12 protein-coding genes are annotated in these 19,919 nt (G+C 73.4%); 10 read left to right on the forward strand and 2 right to left on the reverse strand.

What is annotated here, in order from left to right; genetic code table 11:
- Positions 1-34: 34 nt before the first annotated feature.
- Both EAD96_RS22980 and EAD96_RS22985 read right to left on the reverse strand, forming a co-directional pair.
- Complete coding sequence (locus tag EAD96_RS22980; protein ID WP_120573334.1) at positions 35-709, reverse strand: DUF305 domain-containing protein; 675 nt, start codon at positions 707-709, stop codon at positions 35-37.
- Between the two features lie 10 nt (positions 710-719).
- Positions 720-1,556, reverse strand: a complete 837-nt coding sequence (locus EAD96_RS22985) for a DUF3105 domain-containing protein (RefSeq protein WP_121685739.1) — start codon at positions 1,554-1,556, stop codon at positions 720-722.
- Between the two features lie 98 nt (positions 1,557-1,654).
- On the opposite strand from EAD96_RS22985, the gene argS reads away from it, so the two are divergent.
- The 10 genes from argS (at position 1,655) to EAD96_RS23040 (ending at position 19,918) form a co-directional block, all read left to right on the forward strand.
- Positions 1,655-3,322 (forward strand): arginine--tRNA ligase, encoded by a 1,668-nt coding sequence (gene argS / locus EAD96_RS22995; RefSeq protein WP_120573336.1) that lies wholly within the window; start codon positions 1,655-1,657, stop codon positions 3,320-3,322.
- Positions 3,323-3,382: 60 nt separating this feature from the next.
- Positions 3,383-4,768 carry a diaminopimelate decarboxylase gene (gene lysA / locus EAD96_RS23000; RefSeq protein WP_121685740.1) on the forward strand — a complete coding sequence of 462 codons (1,386 nt, stop codon included), beginning with the start codon at positions 3,383-3,385 and terminating at the stop codon, positions 4,766-4,768.
- Positions 4,765-6,069: a homoserine dehydrogenase gene (locus EAD96_RS23005; protein WP_120573338.1), complete on the forward strand. Its 1,305-nt coding sequence runs from the start codon at positions 4,765-4,767 to the stop codon at positions 6,067-6,069. The genes lysA and EAD96_RS23005 overlap by 4 nt, the downstream gene beginning before the upstream one ends.
- Before the next feature lie 112 nt (positions 6,070-6,181).
- Positions 6,182-7,231, forward strand: a complete 1,050-nt coding sequence (gene thrC / locus EAD96_RS23010) for a threonine synthase (protein ID WP_013288279.1) — start codon at positions 6,182-6,184, stop codon at positions 7,229-7,231.
- A 274-nt stretch (positions 7,232-7,505) separates the two neighbouring features.
- Positions 7,506-10,751, forward strand: coding sequence for an efflux RND transporter permease subunit (locus EAD96_RS23015; RefSeq protein WP_121685741.1), 3,246 nt, complete (start codon positions 7,506-7,508; stop codon positions 10,749-10,751).
- A 116-nt stretch (positions 10,752-10,867) separates the two neighbouring features.
- Entirely contained in the window at positions 10,868-11,689 is an 822-nt protein-coding gene (locus EAD96_RS23020; protein ID WP_121685742.1) for a polysaccharide deacetylase family protein, read from the forward strand.
- A 9-nt stretch (positions 11,690-11,698) separates the two neighbouring features.
- Entirely contained in the window at positions 11,699-12,943 is a 1,245-nt protein-coding gene (locus EAD96_RS23025; RefSeq protein ID WP_121685743.1) for an MFS transporter, read from the forward strand.
- Positions 12,944-13,007: 64 nt separating this feature from the next.
- Positions 13,008-13,910, forward strand: coding sequence for a homoserine kinase (thrB, locus tag EAD96_RS23030; protein ID WP_121685744.1), 903 nt, complete (start codon positions 13,008-13,010; stop codon positions 13,908-13,910).
- Positions 13,911-14,245: 335 nt separating this feature from the next.
- Entirely contained in the window at positions 14,246-16,348 is a 2,103-nt protein-coding gene (gene rho / locus EAD96_RS23035) for a transcription termination factor Rho (protein ID WP_120573344.1), read from the forward strand.
- 141 nt (positions 16,349-16,489) lie between these two features.
- Positions 16,490-19,918: a phosphodiester glycosidase family protein gene (locus EAD96_RS23040; RefSeq protein ID WP_121685745.1), complete on the forward strand. Its 3,429-nt coding sequence runs from the start codon at positions 16,490-16,492 to the stop codon at positions 19,916-19,918.
- Position 19,919: the final 1 nt, after the last annotated feature.

Genomic DNA, 19,919 nt, shown 5'->3' on the forward strand with positions numbered 1-19,919 from the left:
GGACCGGGCCTCGGTGGATCGGGTGGGGCGGGTGTTACGGGGTGCCGCCCAGGCGCTTCAGTGCGGCGCTCAGGTTGGTCAGGTCGTTCTGCTGGGTGTTCTTCATCGTCTGCGCGACCGCCAGCACGTCGTCGTCGCCCCCCTCGTCGAGGATGCCGTCGATCATGTGCACCCCGCCGATGTGGTGACGGATCATCATCTGGAGGAAGAGCACGTCGAACTCGCGGCCGCTCGCCGCGCGCAGCTTCGCCATCTCCTCCGGCGTCGCCATGCCCGGCATCAGGCCGTTCTTGATCAGCCCGCCGCCGTCCTTCATCCACGCCATCGGCGCCTGCTCACCGGTCGGGTCCAGCTTCCAGGACCGCAGCCAGGTCTGCATGGTGCCGATCTCGCCCTGCTGGCCGGTGGCGATGTCCACTCCGACCTGGCGTACCTCGGGGTCCTGGCCCTGGCTGAACGCCAGCAGACCCATCGCCACGGCCTGGTTGTGGTGGGCGGTCATGTCCCGGGCGAACCCGGCCTCCGCCGAGTTCTCACCCGGACGGGTGAGCGTCGGGGTGAGCAGGCCGCCCGCGTACCCGAGGACCAGCCCGACCACGAGGGCGGCGGCCACCGCCAGCAGGCCGTAGCGGCGCACCGCGCCCCGGCCGCCCTGGTCGGCGGCCGGAGCCTCGTCCAGTTCGCTGTCGGTGGTCACCGGAGCGGTCATCGCGGCGTCCTCACTGAGTGGGCTGCTGGGGCATGGTGTTCTGCAGGTTGTCGCGCGGGGCGGTGCCGGTGGCGGTGACACCCTGGTCGCAGAGCGCGTTCGGGCCCTCGATGGAGGCGTTCACCCGCAGGGTCTTGATGAAGTCGTCGATCCGGCCGTCGTCGGCGTTGTCGACCTTGAGCTGGTAGCCCCAGGCCTGGAGCGAGATCGGCTTGTCCAGCCCCTCGAACGGGCTGAGCATCGTCTTCTCCTTGCCCTGCACCTTGCTGCGGAGCTTCTCCACCTGGTCGGCGGGCAGGTCCGGGCGGTAGGTGATCCAGACCGTGCCGTGCTCCAGGCTGTGCACCGCGTGCTCGTTGGCGATCGGGGCGTCGTAGACGTCACCCATGCAGTTCTGCCACGCCTGGTTGTGCGGGCCGCCGACCGGCGGGAGGATGTCGTACTTGATCGCGCCGGGCTGGTGGTTGCCGCCCTTGACCAGGTCCTTGTCCTTGGCGCGGTAGTCGACGATGCCGTCGATCGCCTCGGCCCGCTTCTGCCACGGCTGGCCGCCCTGGTAGACCGCCCAGGCGCCGACGCCGATGATGCCCACGGCCAGGACGCCGACCGCGACGAAGAGGGCGATCGGGCCCCACGAACGGCCCTGGCTCACCTTCACCGGGGCGACCGGCTTGCGGCCCTTGCCCCCGGCGCCCTGCCGTGGCGTGCCCTTGCCGCCCCCGGTCTTGCCCGAGCCGGCCTTCGCGGCGGGCTTGTCGGCAGCCGAGGGCCGGCCGGCGGCCGGCTTCTTGCCGGTGCTGACCACGGTGGGACGGCGCTCCGGGCCGCCCGGGGTGCTGATGCTCATCGTGCCTCGTCAGGTCGGTCGGTCAGGGGAGCGCGGGGCCGGTTCACATGCTGGGTCGCCTCCGCGGTGCCCGAGTCTACCCCCGATAACATGGATCAGTGACTCCCGCAGAACTCGCCGAGGTCGTCCTCGCCGCAGCCCACGCCGTCTTCGACGAGCGGGGACTGGACCGCGCCGCGCTGCCCGCGCAGACCACCGTCGAGCGACCCCGTAATCCCGATCACGGTGACTACGCCTCGACGCTGGCGCTCCAGCTCAGCAAGAAGGTGGGCGTTCCTCCGCGGGAGCTGGCGACCGCGCTGGCCGACGAGCTGGCCAAGGCGCCGGGGATCAAGTCGGTGGAGATCGCCGGGCCCGGCTTCCTGAACATCCGCCTGGACGCGGCCGCCGCCGGCCAGCTCGCCAAGGTCATCGTCGAGGCCGGCCCGGCGTACGGGCGCAGCGACACGCTCGCCGGTCAGCGGATCAACCTGGAGTTCGTCTCGGCGAACCCGACCGGCCCGGTGCACATCGGCGGGGTCCGCTGGGCGGCCGTCGGCGACGCGCTCAGCCGCCTGCTCCGCGCCACCGGCGCCGACGTGGGCACCGAGTACTACTTCAACGACGCCGGCTCGCAGATCGACCGGTTCGCCCGCTCGCTGCTGGCCGCCGCCAAGGGCGAGCCCGCGCCGGAGGACGGCTACGGCGGCGCGTACATCGCGGAGATCGCCGCCGAGGTGGTCCGGCTGCGGCCGGACGTGCTCGACCTCACCGAGGACGCCGCCCAGGAGGTGTTCCGCAACGAGGGCGTCCAGCTGATGTTCGCCGAGATCAAGTCCTCGCTGCGCGACTTCGGGGTGGAGTTCGACACCTACTTCAACGAGAAGGACCTGCACGACGGGGGCGCGCTGGACGCGGCGCTGGACCGGCTGCGGGAGCAGGGGCACGTCTTCGAGTCCGAGGGCGCGACCTGGCTGCGGACCACCGAGTTCGGCGACGACAAGGACCGGGTGCTGCGCAAGTCCAACGGCGAGTGGACGTACTTCGCCGCCGACTGCGCCTACTACCTGAACAAGCGGGAGCGCGGCTTCGACCGGGTCGTGATCATGCTGGGCGCCGACCACCACGGCTACATCGGCCGGATGAAGGCGATGTCCGCGTGCTTCGGCGACGACCCGGCGCGCAACCTGGAGATCCTCATCGGCCAGCTGGTCAACCTGGTCCGCGACGGCGCTCCGGTGCGGATGAGCAAGCGGGCCGGCACCGTGGTCACGCTGGAGGACCTGGTCGACGCGATCGGCGTGGACGCCGCCCGGTACGCGCTGGCCCGCTACTCGGCCGACTCGCCCATCGACATCGACGTGGAGCTGTGGACCCGGGCCAAGAACGACAACCCGGTCTACTACGTGCAGTACGTCGCGGCCCGGACCGCCGGTGCGGCCCGCAACGCGGCCGAGATCGGGCTGACCCGTGGTGACGCCGCCGCGTTCCAGCCGGAGCTGCTCGGCCACGACAAGGAGAACGAGCTGCTCAAGGCGCTCGCGGAGTTCCCGGCGGTGGTGGCGACCGCGGCCGAGCTGCGGGAGCCGCACCGGGTGGCCCGCTACCTGGAGGAGAGCGTCGCGCAGGCGTACCACCGGTTCTACGACAACTGCCGGATCGCCCCGCAGGGCGACGAGGAGATCACCGACACCCACCGGGCCCGGCTCTGGCTCAACGACGCCACCCGGGTGGTCATCGCCAACGGCCTGCACCTGCTCGGGGTGTCCGCGCCGGAGCGGATGTAGCGTGCGAGCGCGAGGAGTGAGCTTGCGAGCCCCGCAGTCGCGAAGCGGAGACGAGTAGACATGCGCGCTCACGAGGCAGGCGCACTGCACGGCGAGATCGGCACACGGGGGCCCGCGTGGCTCCGGACCCCGGTCGACGTCAACGCCCTGGTGCCGCAACTGTGGCCGCGCAACGTGGCGCGCGGCTCCGGCGGCGCGCTCACCGTCGCGGGCCTGGACGTCCGCGACCTGGCCGCGGAGTACGGCACCCCGGCGTACGTGCTGGACGAGGACGACCTGCGCGAGCGCTGCCGGGAGTTCCGGGCGGCCTTCCCGGACGCGGACGTCTACTACGCCGGCAAGGCGTTCCTGTGCCGCGCCGTGGTCCGCATGATCGCCGAGGAGGGCATGTTCCTCGACGTCTGCACCGGCGGCGAGCTGGCCACCGCGCTGTCGGCCGGGATGCCGCCGGAGCGGATCGGCTTCCACGGCAACAACAAGTCGGTGGCGGAGCTGACCCGGGCGGTGGACGCCGGCGTGGGCCGGATCATCGTCGACTCGTTCACCGAGATCGACCGGCTCACCGAGCTGGCCCGCGAGCGCGGGGTACGCCCGAAGGTGCTGGTCCGCGTCACCGTCGGCGTGGAGGCGCACACCCACGAGTTCATCGCCACCGCGCACGAGGACCAGAAGTTCGGCTTCTCTCTCGCGGGCGGCGCCGCCGCGGCGGCCGCCTTCAAGATCCTCGACGAGGACGTGCTGGAGCTGCGCGGGCTGCACTCGCACATCGGCTCGCAGATCTTCGACGCCAGCGGCTTCGAGGTGTCCGCCCGCCGGGTGCTCGCCCTCCAGTCGCAGATCCGCGACGCCCGGGGCGTGGAGCTGCCCGAGCTGGACCTGGGCGGCGGCTTCGGCATCGCGTACACGACGCAGGACGACCCGGCGTCGCCGCACGACCTGGCGAAGCGCCTGCGCAAGATCGTCGACGGGGAGTGCGCGGCGGAGAACCTCGCCGTGCCGCACCTGTCGGTCGAGCCGGGCCGCGCGATCGTCGGTCCGGCCGTGTTCACGCTCTATCAGGCCGGGACCGTGAAAGATGTGGACGGCCTGCGGACGTACGTCAGTGTGGACGGGGGGATGAGCGACAACATCCGTACCGCGCTCTACGACGCCTCGTACTCGGCCACGCTGGCGAACCGCACGTCGACCGCACAGCCGATGCTCGCCCGCGTGGTGGGAAAGCATTGTGAGTCCGGGGACATCGTGGTGAAGGATGAATTCCTGCCCGCTGACGTGCAGCCCGGAGATCTTGTCGCGGTGCCCGGCACCGGGGCCTACTGCCGGAGCATGGCGAGCAACTACAACCATGTCCCGCGGCCCCCGGTCGTCGCCGTCCGCGAAGGTCGGGCGCGGCTGATCGTCCGCCGGGAGACCGAAGACGACCTGCTGGCATTGGATGTGGGATGACCTCACCGGTTCGCTTGGCGCTGCTCGGCTGCGGCACTGTCGGCAGCGACGTGGTCCGGCTGCTGCACGAGCAGTCGGAAGACCTCGCCGCCCGGATCGGCGCCCCGTTGGAGATCGCCGGGATCGCCGTACGCCGGATCGGCCGTGACCGCGGCGACCTGCCGGTCGACCCGGCGCTGTTCACCACCGACGCGCTCGGGCTGATCAAGCGCGACGACGTGGACGTGGTGGTCGAGGTGGTCGGCGGCATCGAGCCGGCCCGGGGCTGGCTGGTCGAGGCGCTGCGCGCGGGCAAGAGCGTGGTCACCGCCAACAAGGCGCTGCTCGCCGAGGACGGCGCGACGCTGCACGACGCCGCCGCCGAGGGCGGCGCCGACCTCTACTACGAGGCCAGCGTCGCCGGGGCCATCCCGCTGCTGCGCCCGCTGCGCGAGTCGCTGCACGGCGACCGGATCACCCGGGTCACCGGCATCGTGAACGGCACCACGAACTTCATCCTCTCCGCCATGGACTCCACCGGCGCCGGGTTCGCCGAGGCGCTGGAGGAGGCCACCGAGCTGGGGTACGCCGAGGCGGACCCGACGGCCGACGTGGAGGGCTTCGACGCCGCCGCCAAGGCCGCCATCCTCGCCTCGCTGGCGTTCCACACCCGGGTGACCGCCGCCGACGTGCACCGTGAGGGCATCACCGAGGTGACCGCCGCCGACGTGGCCAGCGCCAAGGCCATGGGCTGCACGATCAAGCTGCTCTGCATCGCGGCCCGGGGCGTCGACGCGCAGGGCCGGGAGACGGTCAACGTCCGGGTGCACCCGGCGATGATCCCGCTGACGCACCCGCTCGCGAGCGTCGGCGACGCGTTCAACGCGGTCTTTGTCGAGGCCGACGCCGCCGGGCAGCTCATGTTCTACGGCCGGGGCGCCGGTGGCGCGCCCACCGCCAGCGCGGTGCTCGGCGACGTGGTGGCGGTGGCCCGCAACCGCCTCGCCGGGGTGCACGCGGCGAGCGAGTCGGCGTACGCGGACCTGCCGGTGCGGCCGATGGGCGAGGCGCTCACCCGCTACCACATCAGCCTCGACGTGGCCGACCGGCCGGGCGTGCTGGCCGGGGTGGCAGGCGTCTTCGCCCGGCACGAGGTGTCCATCGCCACGGTCCGGCAGGGCCCGGCCGGCGGGGACGCCGAACTGGTCATCGTCACCCACGTCGCGCCCGATGCCGCGCTCGCGGCCACCGTCAGTGAGCTGCGCGGACTCGACATCGTCCGTTCGGTGACGAGTGTGCTGCGGGTGGAGGGTGGCGCGTAACCCGCGCGTCCCGCCTGATGGTTAGAGCAGGGTGTGCCGGTGGCCGGCCGGGCAGGCTGGTCCACGCTGGTGACAGGCCCCGGAGCGGGGCGACGGAGGCGAGGAGCACGACATGTGGCGGGGACTGATCGAGGCGTACCGGGATCGGCTGCCGGTCACCGGGGCGACTCCCGTCGTCACCCTGCACGAGGGCAACACGCCGCTGCTGCCGGCGCCGGTGCTCTCCGCCCGGGTCGGCGCGGACGTGTGGCTCAAGGTCGAGGGCGCCAACCCGACGGGCTCGTTCAAGGACCGTGGCATGACTGTCGCGGTCTCCAAGGCCGTCGAGGCCGGTGACAAGGCGATCATCTGCGCCTCCACCGGCAACACCAGCGCCTCCGCCGCCGCGTACGCGGCCCGCGCCGGGATCACCTGCGCGGTGCTGGTGCCGCAGGGCAAGATCGCGCTGGGCAAGCTGGCCCAGGCGCTCGTGCACGGCGCGAAGCTGCTCCAGGTGCAGGGCAACTTCGACGACTGCCTCGGGCTCGCCGGCAAGCTCGCGCAGGACTATCCGGTCGCGCTGGTCAACTCCGTCAACATCGACCGGCTGCACGGCCAGAAGACCGCCGCCTTCGAGATCGTCGAGGCGCTCGGCGACGCGCCCGACATCCACTGCCTGCCGGTCGGCAACGCCGGCAACATCACCGCGTACTGGATGGGCTACTCCGAGGACCTGCGCGACGGCAACGCCACGAAGGCGCCCCGGATGTACGGCTTCCAGGCGGCCGGCGCCGCCCCGATCGTCACCGGTCAGGTGGTGCCGGAGCCGTCGACGATCGCCACCGCCATCCGGATCGGCAACCCGGCGAGCTGGACGAAGGCGATCGACGCGCGGGACGCCTCCGACGGTCTGATCTCGGCGGTCACCGACCGGGAGATCCTGTCGGCGTACCGGCTGCTGGCCCGCGAGGTGGGCGCCTTCGTCGAGCTGGGCAGCGCGGCCAGCGTCGCCGGTCTGCTCCAGCAGGCCGAGGCCGGGCGGGTGCCGGCCGGGTCGCGGGTGGTCTGCACCGTGACCGGGCACGGCCTGAAGGACCCGGAGTGGGCCATCTCCACCGCTCCGGCGCCGGTGACCATCGCCAACGACGCGCTGGCCGCCGCCCGCTCGCTCGACCTGGTCTGACCCCTCCGGCTTCTTCGGCGTTCCCCCGACCGCCCTGATCCACGCCACCTCGGGGAGGTGGCGGCATCCCCGCTCTTGATCGACACCAGCTCGGGGAGGTGGCTGGATCGGCGTGGGTGGATGCCGCCACCTCGGCGAAGTGGAGTCGATCAAGGCGGGCGGGGACGCCCCCGAGGGCGGCGGTGTCATCGGCTGGGGCGGATGCCGGGAGTGTCGGGGCGTGCGGCAGACTCAGACACCCCCGCAGACACCTCTCCAGGAGTGAGTAACGCCGATGTCGCTGCTCGCCAGATTCAGCCTCGCCAACCGGGGGCTGATCGCCCTCATCGCGTTGGTGACCACGGCCTTCGGCCTGTTCGCCGTGCCGTCGCTGAAGCAGCAGCTCCTGCCGTCGCTGGAGTTCCCCGCCGCGTTCATCGTGGCGACGTACCCGGGCGCCGCGCCGGAGATCGTGGAATCCCAGGTCGCCGAGCCGATCGAGAACAGCCTCAAGGGCATCCCGGGCCTGGACAAGATCACCTCGACCTCGCGCGAGGGCGCGGCCACGGTCCAGGTGCAGTACGAGTTCGGCACCGACCTGGACGACGTGGTCAACAAGATGGAGACCGCGCTCAACCGGATCGACTCCCAGCTCCCCGAGGGCGTCGACCCGCAGGTGATCGCCGGCAGCACCGACGACCTGCCCGCCGTGGTGGTCGCCGCGACCGGTGACGGCGACGAGCGGGCGCTGGCGGAGAAGCTGCGCAGCGCCGTCGTACCGGAGCTGGAGGCGCTGGACGGCGTCCGCGCGGTGGACGTCACCGGCGCCCGGAACCAGGTCGTGACCATCACGCCGGACCCGGCGAAGCTGGCCGCGGCCAAGGTGGCGCCGACCGCCATCGCCTCGGCGCTCAAGAGCAACGGCGTGGCCGTGCCGGCGGGCGCGCTCGCCGACGGCGACCGGTCGCTGCCGGTGCAGGTGGGCACGCCGATCCGGACGCTCGACGACCTGCGCGGCATCGTGCTCACCACGGCCCCCGCCGCCCCGGTACGCCTGGGTGACGTGGCAGCGGTGGAGCAGCAGCTCGCCCCGGCGACCTCGTTGACCCGGACCAACGGCAAGCCCAGCCTGGGCATCGCGGTGACCGCCGCTCCGGACGGCAACGCGGTGGAGATCTCGCACGAGATCCGGGACCGGCTGGACGAGCTGGGCGACGCCGCGGGTGCCGAGCTGACTGTGGTCTTCGACCAGGCCCCGTTCGTCGAGAAGTCCATCGAGAGCCTGACCACCGAGGGCCTGCTGGGCCTGGTCATGGCGGTCGTGGTGATCCTGGTGTTCCTGCTGTCGGTGCGCTCCACGGTGGTCACCGCGGTGTCCATCCCGCTGTCCGTGCTGGTCGCGCTGATCGTGCTCTGGTCCGGCGACTACTCGCTGAACCTGCTCACGCTCGGCGCGCTGACCATCGCCGTCGGGCGGGTGGTGGACGACTCCATCGTGGTGCTGGAGAACATCAAACGCCATCTGGAGTACGGCGAACCGAAGCGCGACGCGATCCTCACCGCGGTCCGCGAGGTGGCCGGCGCGGTGACCGCGTCCACGCTCACCACGGTCGCCGTGTTCGCGCCGATCGCCCTGGTGGGCGGCTTCGTCGGGCAGCTGTTCGCCCCGTTCGCGATCACCGTGACGGTGGCGCTGCTCGCCTCGCTGCTGGTGTCGCTCACAGTCATCCCGGTGCTGGCGTACTGGTTCCTGCGGCCGCGCGGCGGCGCCGACGACGCCGCCGCCCGGCGCGCCGCCGAGGAGAAGGAGCTGCGCAACCCGTTGCAGCGGGCGTACCTGCCGGTGATCGACTTCGCCACCCGCTCGCGGAAGACCCGCTGGGCCACGGTGGGCCTCGGGCTGCTCGTGCTCCTGGGCACGTTCGGCCTGGCGCAGAAGCTGGAGACGAACTTCCTGGACGACTCCGGCCAGGACACGCTCGCCATCCGGCAGGAGATGCCCGCCGGCACCTCGCTCGCCGGCACCGACCGGGCCGCCGCGCGGGTCGAGGAGGTGCTGCGTCGCACCCCGGGGGTGGAGACCTACCAGGTCAGCGCCGGTGGTGGGGACAACCCGTTCGCCGGCGGCGGCAGCGACCGGGCCACCTGGTCGCTGTCGCTCTCCGACGACACCGACGCCGCGACGGTGCGGCAGGGCCTGCGCAAGGAGCTCGACGCGCTCGGCCCGGAAGTGGGCGAGCTGACGTTCGGCGGCGGGCAGAACGCCTCCGCCAACCAGGTCGAGGTGGTCGTGCAGGCCGCCGACCAGGAGACGCTGACCCGGGCGGCCGAGGCGGTACGGGGCGCGATGGCCGGCACGCCGGGCGTGGAGGACGTCACCAGCAGCCTCGCCACCCAGGTGCCGCGCGTCGAGGTGACTGTGGACCGGGTGGCCGCGGCCCGCGCGGGTCTCACCGAGGCGGCAGTCGGGCAGCTCGTCGCGCAGACGTACCGGGGAGCGCCGCTCGGGCAGGTGACGCTCGACGGTACGGCGCAGAACGTGGTGCTGAGCAGTGGAGCCCGGCCGCCGCTGACCGTCGAGGAGCTGCGGGCGCTGCGGGTCGGCGCGGTGCCGCTGGACGCGATCGCGGACGTCGAGCAGGTCGACGGCCCGCAGCAGGTGACCCGGATCGACGGGGAGCGCAGCGTCTCGGTCACCGGCACGGCGACCGGCTCGAACCTCGGCGCCACCACGCAGGAGCTGCAGAAGCGGCTGGACGCGCTGGACGTGCCGGGCGCCACGTACGTGATCGGCGGCGTCAGCGCCGACCAGGCCGACGCGTTCGCGGACCTCGGTCTCGCGGTGCTGGCCGCCATCGCGATCGTCTTCCTGATCATGGTGGCCACGTTCCGCAGCCTGACCCAGGCGCTGATCCTGCTGATCTCGGTGCCGTTCGCCGCGACCGGCGCGATCGGGCTGCTGCTGGTCACCGGCACGCCGCTGGGTGTGCCGGCGCTGATCGGCGTGCTCATGCTCGTCGGCATCGTGGTGACGAACGCGATCGTGCTGCTGGACCTGATCAACCAGTACCGGGCCCAGGGCATGGACGTGACCGAGGCCGTGGTCGAGGGCGGCCGGCGGCGGCTCCGGCCGATCCTGATGACCGCCGTCGCCACCATCTTCGCGTTGCTGCCGATGGCGCTCGGCCTGACCGGTGAGGGCGGCTTCATCTCCAAGCCGCTGGCGATCGTGGTGATCGGCGGCCTGCTCAGCTCGACGCTGCTGACGCTGGTGCTGGTGCCGACGCTCTACACCATGGTCGAGCACACCAAGGGCTCGTTCCGGAACCGGCGGCGGGGTGGCGCTCCCGAGCCGGTCGAGCCGCGGCCGGAGCCGGACCCGGTGCCGGTGGCGGTCGGCGGCGGGGAGCGGGCCGAGGAGCGGGCCGTGGTGGCGCCGCCGCCGGCCCGCCCGTCGGGCGCGCTGGTCGACGGCACCGACCAGTTCGAGGTGCTCCGCCTGCCCAAGAGCCGCCAGTCGCCGCTCCCGCCCACCGAGTGACCGGCCGGGAGGGGCCCCGCGCGGGCCCCTCCCGGCACTCGGCGCGCGGGACACACCCGAGCCGCACCGGGCGGTACGCTCAGTGAGCTGCTGCCTACTTTCGGTTCGGAGGCGTGATGGCGGGGGGTGCGGGCCGGTGGGATCGGCGTACCGTGCTGCGCCGCTCCGCGCTCCTGCTCGGCGGGGCGGTGGTCGGCTCCGTCGCGACCGTCGAGAGCACCTGGGTCGCCGACCGCCGGCTCCCGATCTCGGGCGGCCCGGCCAGCGCCACGCTCGGCAACCGCCACCAGGACGTCGGCACCGGCGGGATGCAGGTCGTCTGGGGCGTCCGCACCGAGGAACCCCTGGTGGCGCTCACCTTCGACGACGGCCCCCGCCCACAGTGGACCCCGATGGTGCTCGACACGCTCGACGAGCACCGGGTGCCGGCCACCTTCTTCCTGGTCGGTGAGCGGGCCCGCGAACACGCCACCCTGGTCCGGGGCCGGATGGGCGCCCACGAGGTCGGCAACCACAGCTGGGCGCACCGCGACCTGGCCCGGATGGACGCCGCGACGGTCTACGACGACCTGCGCCGCAGCCACGACGCGATCACGGCGGCCACCGGTTCGGCGCCCCGGCTGCTCCGCCCGCCCTGGGGGCACCTGGGCGGCTCGGTGCTGTACGCGTCGGCCCGGCTCGGCTACCGCCTGGTGCTCTGGACGCTCCAGATGGTCGAGAGCGAGTTCCCGCACGACCCGGCCGGGCACGCCCGGCGGATCGTCGCCGACGTGCGACCCGGCACGATCCTGCTCGGCCACGACGTCGGCAACGACGGCCGGCTCGTCGCACTCCGCGGCCTGCCCGACATGATCAACGGTCTGCGGGCCCGGGGATACACCTTCGTCACGGTCTCCGACCTGCTGCGCCGCGCTGCCGCGCCCGGGGCGGCCCGGTAGGGTGCCCGCGTGTCACCCACCCTCTCGGTCCTCGTCCGCAACCGCGACTTCCGCCATCTGTTCCTCGCCGAGCTGGTGGTCTTCGGCGCGGACTGGTTCGTCATGGTGCCGCTGCTGGTGCTGCTGCCCGAGCTGACCGGCAGCGGCGTCTGGGGTGCGCTGGTGCTGGCGGTGGACACCGGCACGACCGCGTTGCTGCTCCCGTACGCCGGGACGATCGCCGACCGGTTCGACCGCCGCAAGGTGATGATGGTGGCCAACGTGGGCGCGCTCGCCGGTGTGCTGCTGCTGCTCGGCGTGCGCAGTGCCGGTACGGCCTGGCTGGCGCTGGCGGCGATCGCGCTGGTGGCGGTGGCGAAGGCGTTCTACTCGCCGGCCGCCCAGGCCGCGCTGCCCAACGTGGTCGACCCGGAGGACCTGGCCGCCGGCAACGCGGTCGCCGGCTCGGCCTGGGGCACGATGACGGTGGTGGGCGCCTCGCTCGGCGGCATCCTGAGCGCCGTGGCCGGCCCGTACGCCAGCTTCTGGGTGGCCGCCGTCGGCCTGCTCGCCGCCGCGGGCCTGGCCGCGCTGATCCGCCGGCCGTTGCAGGCGCCGCGCGACCCGGCGGCGGCGGTGCCGCGCACCTGGGCGGCCATCCGGGAGGCGTTGCGCTACATCGCCCACCGCCCGCGCGTGCTGGCGCTGGTCACGGTCAAGTCGGCGGTCGGCCTGGGCAACGGCGTGCTCACCGTCTTCCCGCTGCTCGCCGGGGTGTACGGCGTCGGCGCGGTCGGGGCCGGGTTGCTCTTCGCCGCCCGCGGCGCCGGGGCGCTGGTCGGCCCGATCATGATGCGCCGGGTGCTGAGCAGCCGGGCCTGGCTGCTCACCGGCCTGGCGCTGTCCATGTCGATGTACGGCCTGGCCTACCTGGGCGCCTCGGTGGTGACCTGGTTCCCGCTGGTGCTGGTCCTGGTGTTCCTGGCCCACCTGGGCGGCGGCAGCAACTGGGTGCTGTCCAACTACGCGTTGCAGGGCGAGGTGCCGGACCGGCTCCGCGGCCGGGTCTTCGCCACCGACATGATGCTGGCGACGCTCGCCATCGCGGTGAGCCAGCTGGTGGTGGCGCTCGTGGTGGACCGGGTGGACGAGCGCACCGTGCTGGCCGGCTGTGGCCTGGTCACCGTCGTGTACGCGATCGGCTGGCGGTTCGCCACCCGGCGGCTCTCGCTCACCGACCCGGTCGACACGCCGACCCCCGAGCGCACCGGCTGACACGCCGGTCCCACGCTCCGGGCGGTCCGGCCGGGCTGTCGGGGTGACGTCCTAGCATGAGCCGGTGCCGACCACATTCACCCCCGGCCCGGTGCGGGTCCGGGTGCCCGCGACCAGCGCCAACCTGGGCCCCGGCTTCGACGCGCTCGGTCTGGCCCTCGGCCGCCACGACGACGTCACGGCCGAGGTGACGGACGGCGGCGTACGGGTTTCGGTCACCGGCGAGGGCGCCGGCGAGCTGCCGTCGGACGAGCGGCACCTGATCGTCACCGCCATGCGGGCCACGTTCGACGCGCTCGGCGCGCAGCCGGCCGGCCTGGCGCTGGAGTGCGTCAACCGCATCCCGCAGGCCCGGGGGCTCGGCTCGTCGTCGGCGGCGATCGTGGCCGGGGTGCTGGCGGCCCGCGCGCTGGTGGCCGACGGCGAGCAGCGGCTGGACGGCGACGCCGCGCTGCGGCTGGCGGCCGAGCTGGAGGGGCATCCGGACAACGTCGCGCCCTGCCTGCTGGGCGGCTTCACCATCGCCTGGACGGAACCGGGCGGCGCGCGGGCGGTCTCGCTGCCGGTGGCGCCGGCGGTGCGCCCGACCGTCTTCGTGCCCGCCGAGCGGGGCCTGACCTCGGTGGCCCGGGCGGCGTTGCCGGCCACCGTGCCGCACGCCGACGCGGCGTTCAACGCGGGCCGTGCGGCCCTGCTGGTGCACGCGCTGACCGCGGATCCCGGGCTGCTGCTGCCCGCCACCGTCGACCGGTTGCACCAGGAACAGCGGGCGCCGGGGATGCCGGCCACGGCAGGGCTGGTCGGTGCGCTGCGCGAGGCCGGTGTGGCGGCTGTGGTCAGTGGGGCGGGTCCGACGGTGCTGGCGCTCTCCGAGGTCCCGGCCGGATTCCAGGCGGGAACAGATTGGCGCCGGTGGGAGTTGCCGATAGATGTCAGCGGTGCCCGGGTCATCCGGGGTAGACTTTGACACGCCGAGCGGGGCCCTGTTGCCGCAGGTCGGACGAGGCGATTACGCTCTAGACCTAGCACAGCCGCGAAGCATGCGATCTTCCTGCGGTTCGGCGCACCCCCGAAGCTCTCGGCGGTAGCCCGTCACCCCTGCTCAAGGCCCACGCCGCGCCGCAGTTTCCACAGGTCGCCGCAGACGGCGAGACCTGCTCACCGATGGTGGTGAGTCGGGAAACCACCGGCTGCTGTGTCACAGACTCCCGCGACGCGTCATGCGAGGCGGGTGCACCGAGGCCGCCCGGCCACCTGGTTCCACGACTCCGGGCAGCCCGGCCTATCGAGGGAAGGAATCCATTGAGCGACACCACCGACGTGACGTCGGATGTTTCCAACGTCGCTGGCGATGCCACCACCGCCGCCCCCACGCGCCGCCGGCGGAGCGGCACCGGTCTGTCGGCGATGCTGCTGCCGGAGCTCCAGAGCCTGGCCGCGTCGCTCGGCATCTCTGGTACCGCTCGCATGCGCAAGGGCGAGCTGATCAGTGCCATCACCGAGCGGCAGCAGGGCGGCGCCGCGGCCGGAACCCCTCGACCGCGTGCCGAGGTGGCGGCTGCGTCCGCTCCCGCCCGTGAGGAGGTGCACGCGGAGGTCCGTGAGGAGCGGGCCGAGGCACGCCCCGCCGAGCAGGCGCCGGCCGCCGAGGTGACCGAGGGCCGTACCCGTGGTCGCCGCAGCCGGGCCGCCGCCGCTACCACCGAGGCGCGACCGGCGGAGACGCCGGCGGCCGAGGCGCGACCGGCCGAGACGGCGCGCGCCGAGGAGGCGCCCGCCGAGACCGGCGAGCGGGCCGAGCGTGGCGGTGACCGGGCCGAGCGCGGTGAGCGCAACGAGGGCCGGGGCCGTGAGCGCGGCGAGCGCGGCGGTGACCGTGCCGAGCGTGGCGGCGAGCGGACCGACCGTGGCGAGCGGGCCGAGCGCGGCGAGCGCAACGACCGTGGTGACCGCAACGACCGTGGTGACCGCGCCGAGCGTGGTGACCGGGCCGAGCGGGGCGACCGCAACGAGCGGGCCGACCGGGGCGAGCGCGCCGAGCGCAACGACCGCAACGACCGCGGTGACCGGGGCGGCGACCGTAACGACCGCAACGACCGGGGTGACCGCAACGACCGTGGTCAGCGGGCCGAGCGGGACAACGACGGCGACGACGACGGCGAGGGCGGCGGCCGGCGGGGCCGGCGCAGCCGGTTCCGCGACCGTCGTCGCGGCCGCGGCGAGCGGGGCGAGGGCGACAGCGGTGGCGGCCGCGAGCCGCAGGTCGGCGAGGACGACGTGCTCGTCCCGGTCGCCGGCATCATCGACGTGCTCGACAACTACGCCTTCGTCCGGACCACCGGCTACCTGGCCGGCCCGAACGACGTGTACGTCTCGATGTCCCAGATCAAGAAGTACGGCCTGCGCCGCGGTGACGCGATCACCGGCGCCGTGCGGGCCGCGCGGGACGGCGAGCAGCGGCGCGACAAGTACAACCCGCTGGTCCGGCTGGACACCATCAACGGGATGGAGCCGGACGAGGCGAAGCGCCGGCCGGAGTTCTACAAGCTCACCCCGCTCTACCCGCAGGAGCGCCTGCGGCTGGAGACCGAGCCGCACATCCTCACCACCCGGGTGATCGACCTGGTCATGCCGATCGGCAAGGGCCAGCGGGCGCTCATCGTGTCGCCGCCGAAGGCCGGTAAGACGATGGTGCTGCAGGCGATCGCGAACGCGATCACCCGCAACAACCCGGAGTGCCACCTGATGGTGGTGCTGGTGGACGAGCGGCCGGAAGAGGTCACCGACATGCAGCGGTCGGTGAAGGGCGAGGTCATCGCGGCCACGTTCGACCGTCCGCCGCAGGACCACACCACCGTCGCCGAGCTGGCGATCGAGCGGGCGAAGCGCCTGGTCGAGCTGGGGCACGACGTGGTCGTGCTGCTCGACTCGGTGACCCGGCTCGGGCGGTCGTACAACCTGGCGGCGCCGGCCAGCGGCCGGATCATGTCGGGTGGTATCGACTCCACCGCGCTCTACCCGCCCAAGCGCTTCCTCGGCGCGGCGCGCAACATCGAGAACGGCGGTTCGCTGACCATTCTCGCCACCGCGCTGGTGGAGACCGGTTCCATGGCGGACACGGTCATCTTCGAGGAGTTCAAGGGCACGGGTAACGCCGAGCTGAAGCTGGACCGGAAGATCGCCGACAAGCGGGTCTTCCCGGCGATCGACATCAACCCCTCCGGCACCCGCAAGGAGGAGGTCCTGCTCGCGCCGGAGGAGCTGGCGATCATCCACAAGCTCCGCAAGGTGCTGCACTCGCTGGACTCGCAGGCGGCGCTCGACCTCCTGCTGGACCGGCTCAAGCAGTCCCGCACCAACATCGAGTTCCTGATGCAGATCGCGAAGTCCACTCCGGGCGAGTGAGCTGACGGATCCGTCGAACGAGGGGCACGGCCGCACCGGCCGTGCCCCTCGTCGCGTACCGGGCGACCGACCGTGAAGTTTTTCTACGGTTAAGCCGAGAGGTATTGAAACTTCTGTTCACCGTCGGGTTGACTGTCGTCCATGCGAACCCGCAGTCGACCCGCCCACCTCGCCGGCGTCCTGCTGCTGACGCCGTTGCTGACCCTCACCGCGCCGGCACCGACCGCCGCCACCGCCGCGCCGTCGGCTGTCGCGCCGTCGGCCGCCACCGCCGCCGAGGACGCGCCACGCGCCTCGTCCCGTCCCGACTTCGCCGTCGCGCTCGCCGGTGTGGAGCCGGCCGGCGGCCTGGAGACCGCCAAGACCACCCGGCCGGTCGCGCCCGGCCTCGACCTGACCTCCTTCGACAGGTACGACGCGGCCGGCTGGCTGCGCGCCGACGCCCTCACCGCCGACCTGGCCGGCGGGCTGACAGTGGACTACGTGAACTCCGGCGAGGTCACGAAGGACGAGCCGCTGCGCGCCGCCGTCGACCGGTCCCGCGCCGTCGCGGCGGTGAACGGCGACTTCTTCGACATCAACAACTCCGGCGCCGCCCAGGGCGTCGGCGTCCGCTCCGGCGAACTGGTGCAGTCGCCGGTGGCCGGGCACCCGAACGCCGTCGGGATCAGCGCCCAGGGCATCGGCCGGGTGGTCCAGGTCGGCTTCGAGGGCACCGCGACGCTGCCCGCCGGGCCGGTGCCGCTGACCCAGTTCAACAACATGGTGCAGCGCGACGGCGTGGGCGTGTTCACGCCGCTCTGGGGGTCGTACACCCGCAAGCGGGCGGTGGAGGGCGCGGCCCGGACGGTCGAGGTGACGGTGACCGGCGGCCGGGTGGCGAGCGTGGCCACCACGGCGGGCGAGGGGCCGATCCCGGCCGGCAGCACCGTGCTGCTCGGCCGCGAGGCCGGCGCCGACGCGCTCGCCGCGCTGCGTCCCGGCGACGCGGTGGACCTGACCTGGCGGCCGCGGGCCTCCGACGGCGGCGACCTGCGCGCCGCGGTCGGCGGCGGCAACGTGCTCGTGCGCGACGGCGTCGTCCAGAGCATCGCCGACGCGTCGCTGGCGCCGCGTACGGCTGTCGGCTTCTCCGCCGACGGCCGCAAGATGATCATGCTGACGGTGGACGGCCGGCAGGTGGACAGCCGGGGCGTCACCCAGACCGAGATGGGCCGCATGATGGCCGAGCTGGGCGCCGCCAACGCGCTCAACCTCGACGGCGGCGGCTCCTCCACGCTGCTGGCCCGGGAGCCGGGCGCGGCCACGGTCCAGGTGGAGAACAGCCCGTCCGACGGCAGCGAACGGCCGGTGCCCAACGGGCTCGCCGTCTACGCCCCGAAGGGCAGCGGCCGGCTCACCGGCTACTGGCTGGAGACCGCCAGCGATCCGACCGCCGCGCCCGGCGTCGCGCCGGTGCGCGACGGCCGGCCGGACCGGGCCTTCCCCGGCCTCACCCGCCGGCTCACCGCCGCCGGATACGACGAGACGTACGGCCCGGCCGCGGGCGAGCCGCGCTGGCACGCCACCCACGGCCGGGTGGACGGCGACGGCGTGTTCCGGGCCGCCGTCCCCGGCCGCAGCACCGTCACGGCCGCCCGCGGCCGGGCCCGGGGCACGATCGAGCTGACAGTGCTCGGGCCGCTGGCGCGCATCGACGGCACCGTCGACCGGGTCGGCCTGGACCGGGCCGGTGACAGCGGCCTGTTCGGCGTGGTCGGCTACGACGCCGAGGGCAACACCGCGCCGATCGAGCCGGCCGACCTGACGCTGGAGTACGACAGCGACCTGCTCTCCGTCACCCCCACCGCCGACGGCAACCTGTCCGTCAAGGCGCTCGCCGCGACCGGCTCGGCGCTGGTCACCGCGCGGGTCGGCAACCGCACCACGGTCCTGCCGGTGACCGTCGGGCTCACCGACGTGCCGGTGGCCGGGTTCGACGACGCCGCGTCCTGGAAGTTCAGCCAGGCCCGCGCCTCCGGGTCGGTCGCACCGGCCGAGGGGCACACCGGCGGCGGGCTGCGGATGTCGTACGACTTCAGCCAGTCCACCGGCACCCGGGCCGCGTACGCCGACCCGCCCGCCTGGATCGACGTCCCCGGCCAGCCGCAGGCGTTCGGTATGTGGATCAAGGCGAACGGCACCGGCGAGTGGCCCAGCCTGCACCTGCACGACGCGCAGGACACCCAGTTCGTGCTGCGCGGCCCGTACCTGGACTGGACCGGCTGGAAGTACGTCGAGTTCGCCGTACCGCCGGGCGTGCAGTACCCGGTGCGGGTGCGCCGGTTCTACGTCGCCGAGACCGACCCGGCCAAGCAGTACCGCAGCGAGGTGGTGATCGACGACCTGGTGGCCCGGGTACCGCCGGACGTGCAGGCGCCGCCGGAGCCGAACCGCACCGACCGGGTGGTGGTGCGCGACGGCACTGTGGACGGGGCGCCCTGGCGCTTCGCGGTGCTCTCCGACGCCCAGTTCGTCGCCGCGAACCCGGACAGCGACCTGGTCGCCCAGGCCCGCCGTACGCTGCGCGAGGTCCGTGCCGCCCGGCCGGACTTCCTGATCATCAACGGCGACTTCGTGGACACCGCCTACCCGGCGGACTTCGCCCTGGCCAAGCGCATCCTGGACGAGGAACTGGACGGCCAGGTGCCGTACCACTACGTGCCTGGCAACCACGAGATCATGGGCGCGCCGATCGACAACTTCCGCAGCGTCTTCGGGGACACGTCGCGCGTCTTCGACCACCGGGGCACCCGGTTCCTCACGCTCAGCACCGCCACTGGGTCGCTGCGCGGAGGCGGGTTCGACCAGGTGGAGCTGCTGCGCCGGACGCTCGACCAGGCCGCCGCCGACCGCTCGGTCGGTTCGGTGGCGGTGCTCTTCCACCACCCGCCGCGCGACCCGAGCCCGGCCAAGGCCAGCCAGCTCGGCGACCGCAAGGAGGCGGCACTGGTCGAGCAGTGGCTGGCCGACTTCCAGCACCGCACCGGCAAGGGCGCGCTGATGGTCAACGGTCACGTCGGCACGTTCCACGCCGACCGGGTGGACGGCGTGCCGTACGTGATCAACGGCAACTCGGGCAAGGACCCGTCCACCCCCGCGGCGCTCGGCGGGTTCACCGGCTGGACCGAGTTCGGCGTGGACCCGGTGACGCCGGGGGAGGCCGAGCGGGCCCGCCGTGACCCGCTGGCCGAGGGCCCGCGGTGGGTGAGCGCGGAGATGCACGCCCACGTCGACCGGCTCGCGGTGACCGCCCCCGCGCAGGTGTCCCGGCGTACGCCGGCCGACGTCACGGCCACGCTCACCCAGCCCAGCGGCCGGCAGGTGCCGGTGGCCGCGCCGGTCAGCGCCGACTGGTCCGGGTCGCCGAACCTGCACATCGGCGGCGCGGCGGGCGTACGCCCATGGCACGCCGCCCGCTTCGACCCGGCCACCGGCACGCTCACCGCCCTGCGCCCCGGCGCCCAGGTGCAGCTCACGGCGACGGTGAACGGCGTCAAGGCCGAAACCCAGGTGACCACGACCCCGTAAC

Origin of the sequence: Micromonospora sp. BL1 (assembly GCF_003667485.1) — a bacterium.
Lineage (GTDB): Bacteria > Actinomycetota > Actinomycetes > Mycobacteriales > Micromonosporaceae > Micromonospora > Micromonospora tulbaghiae.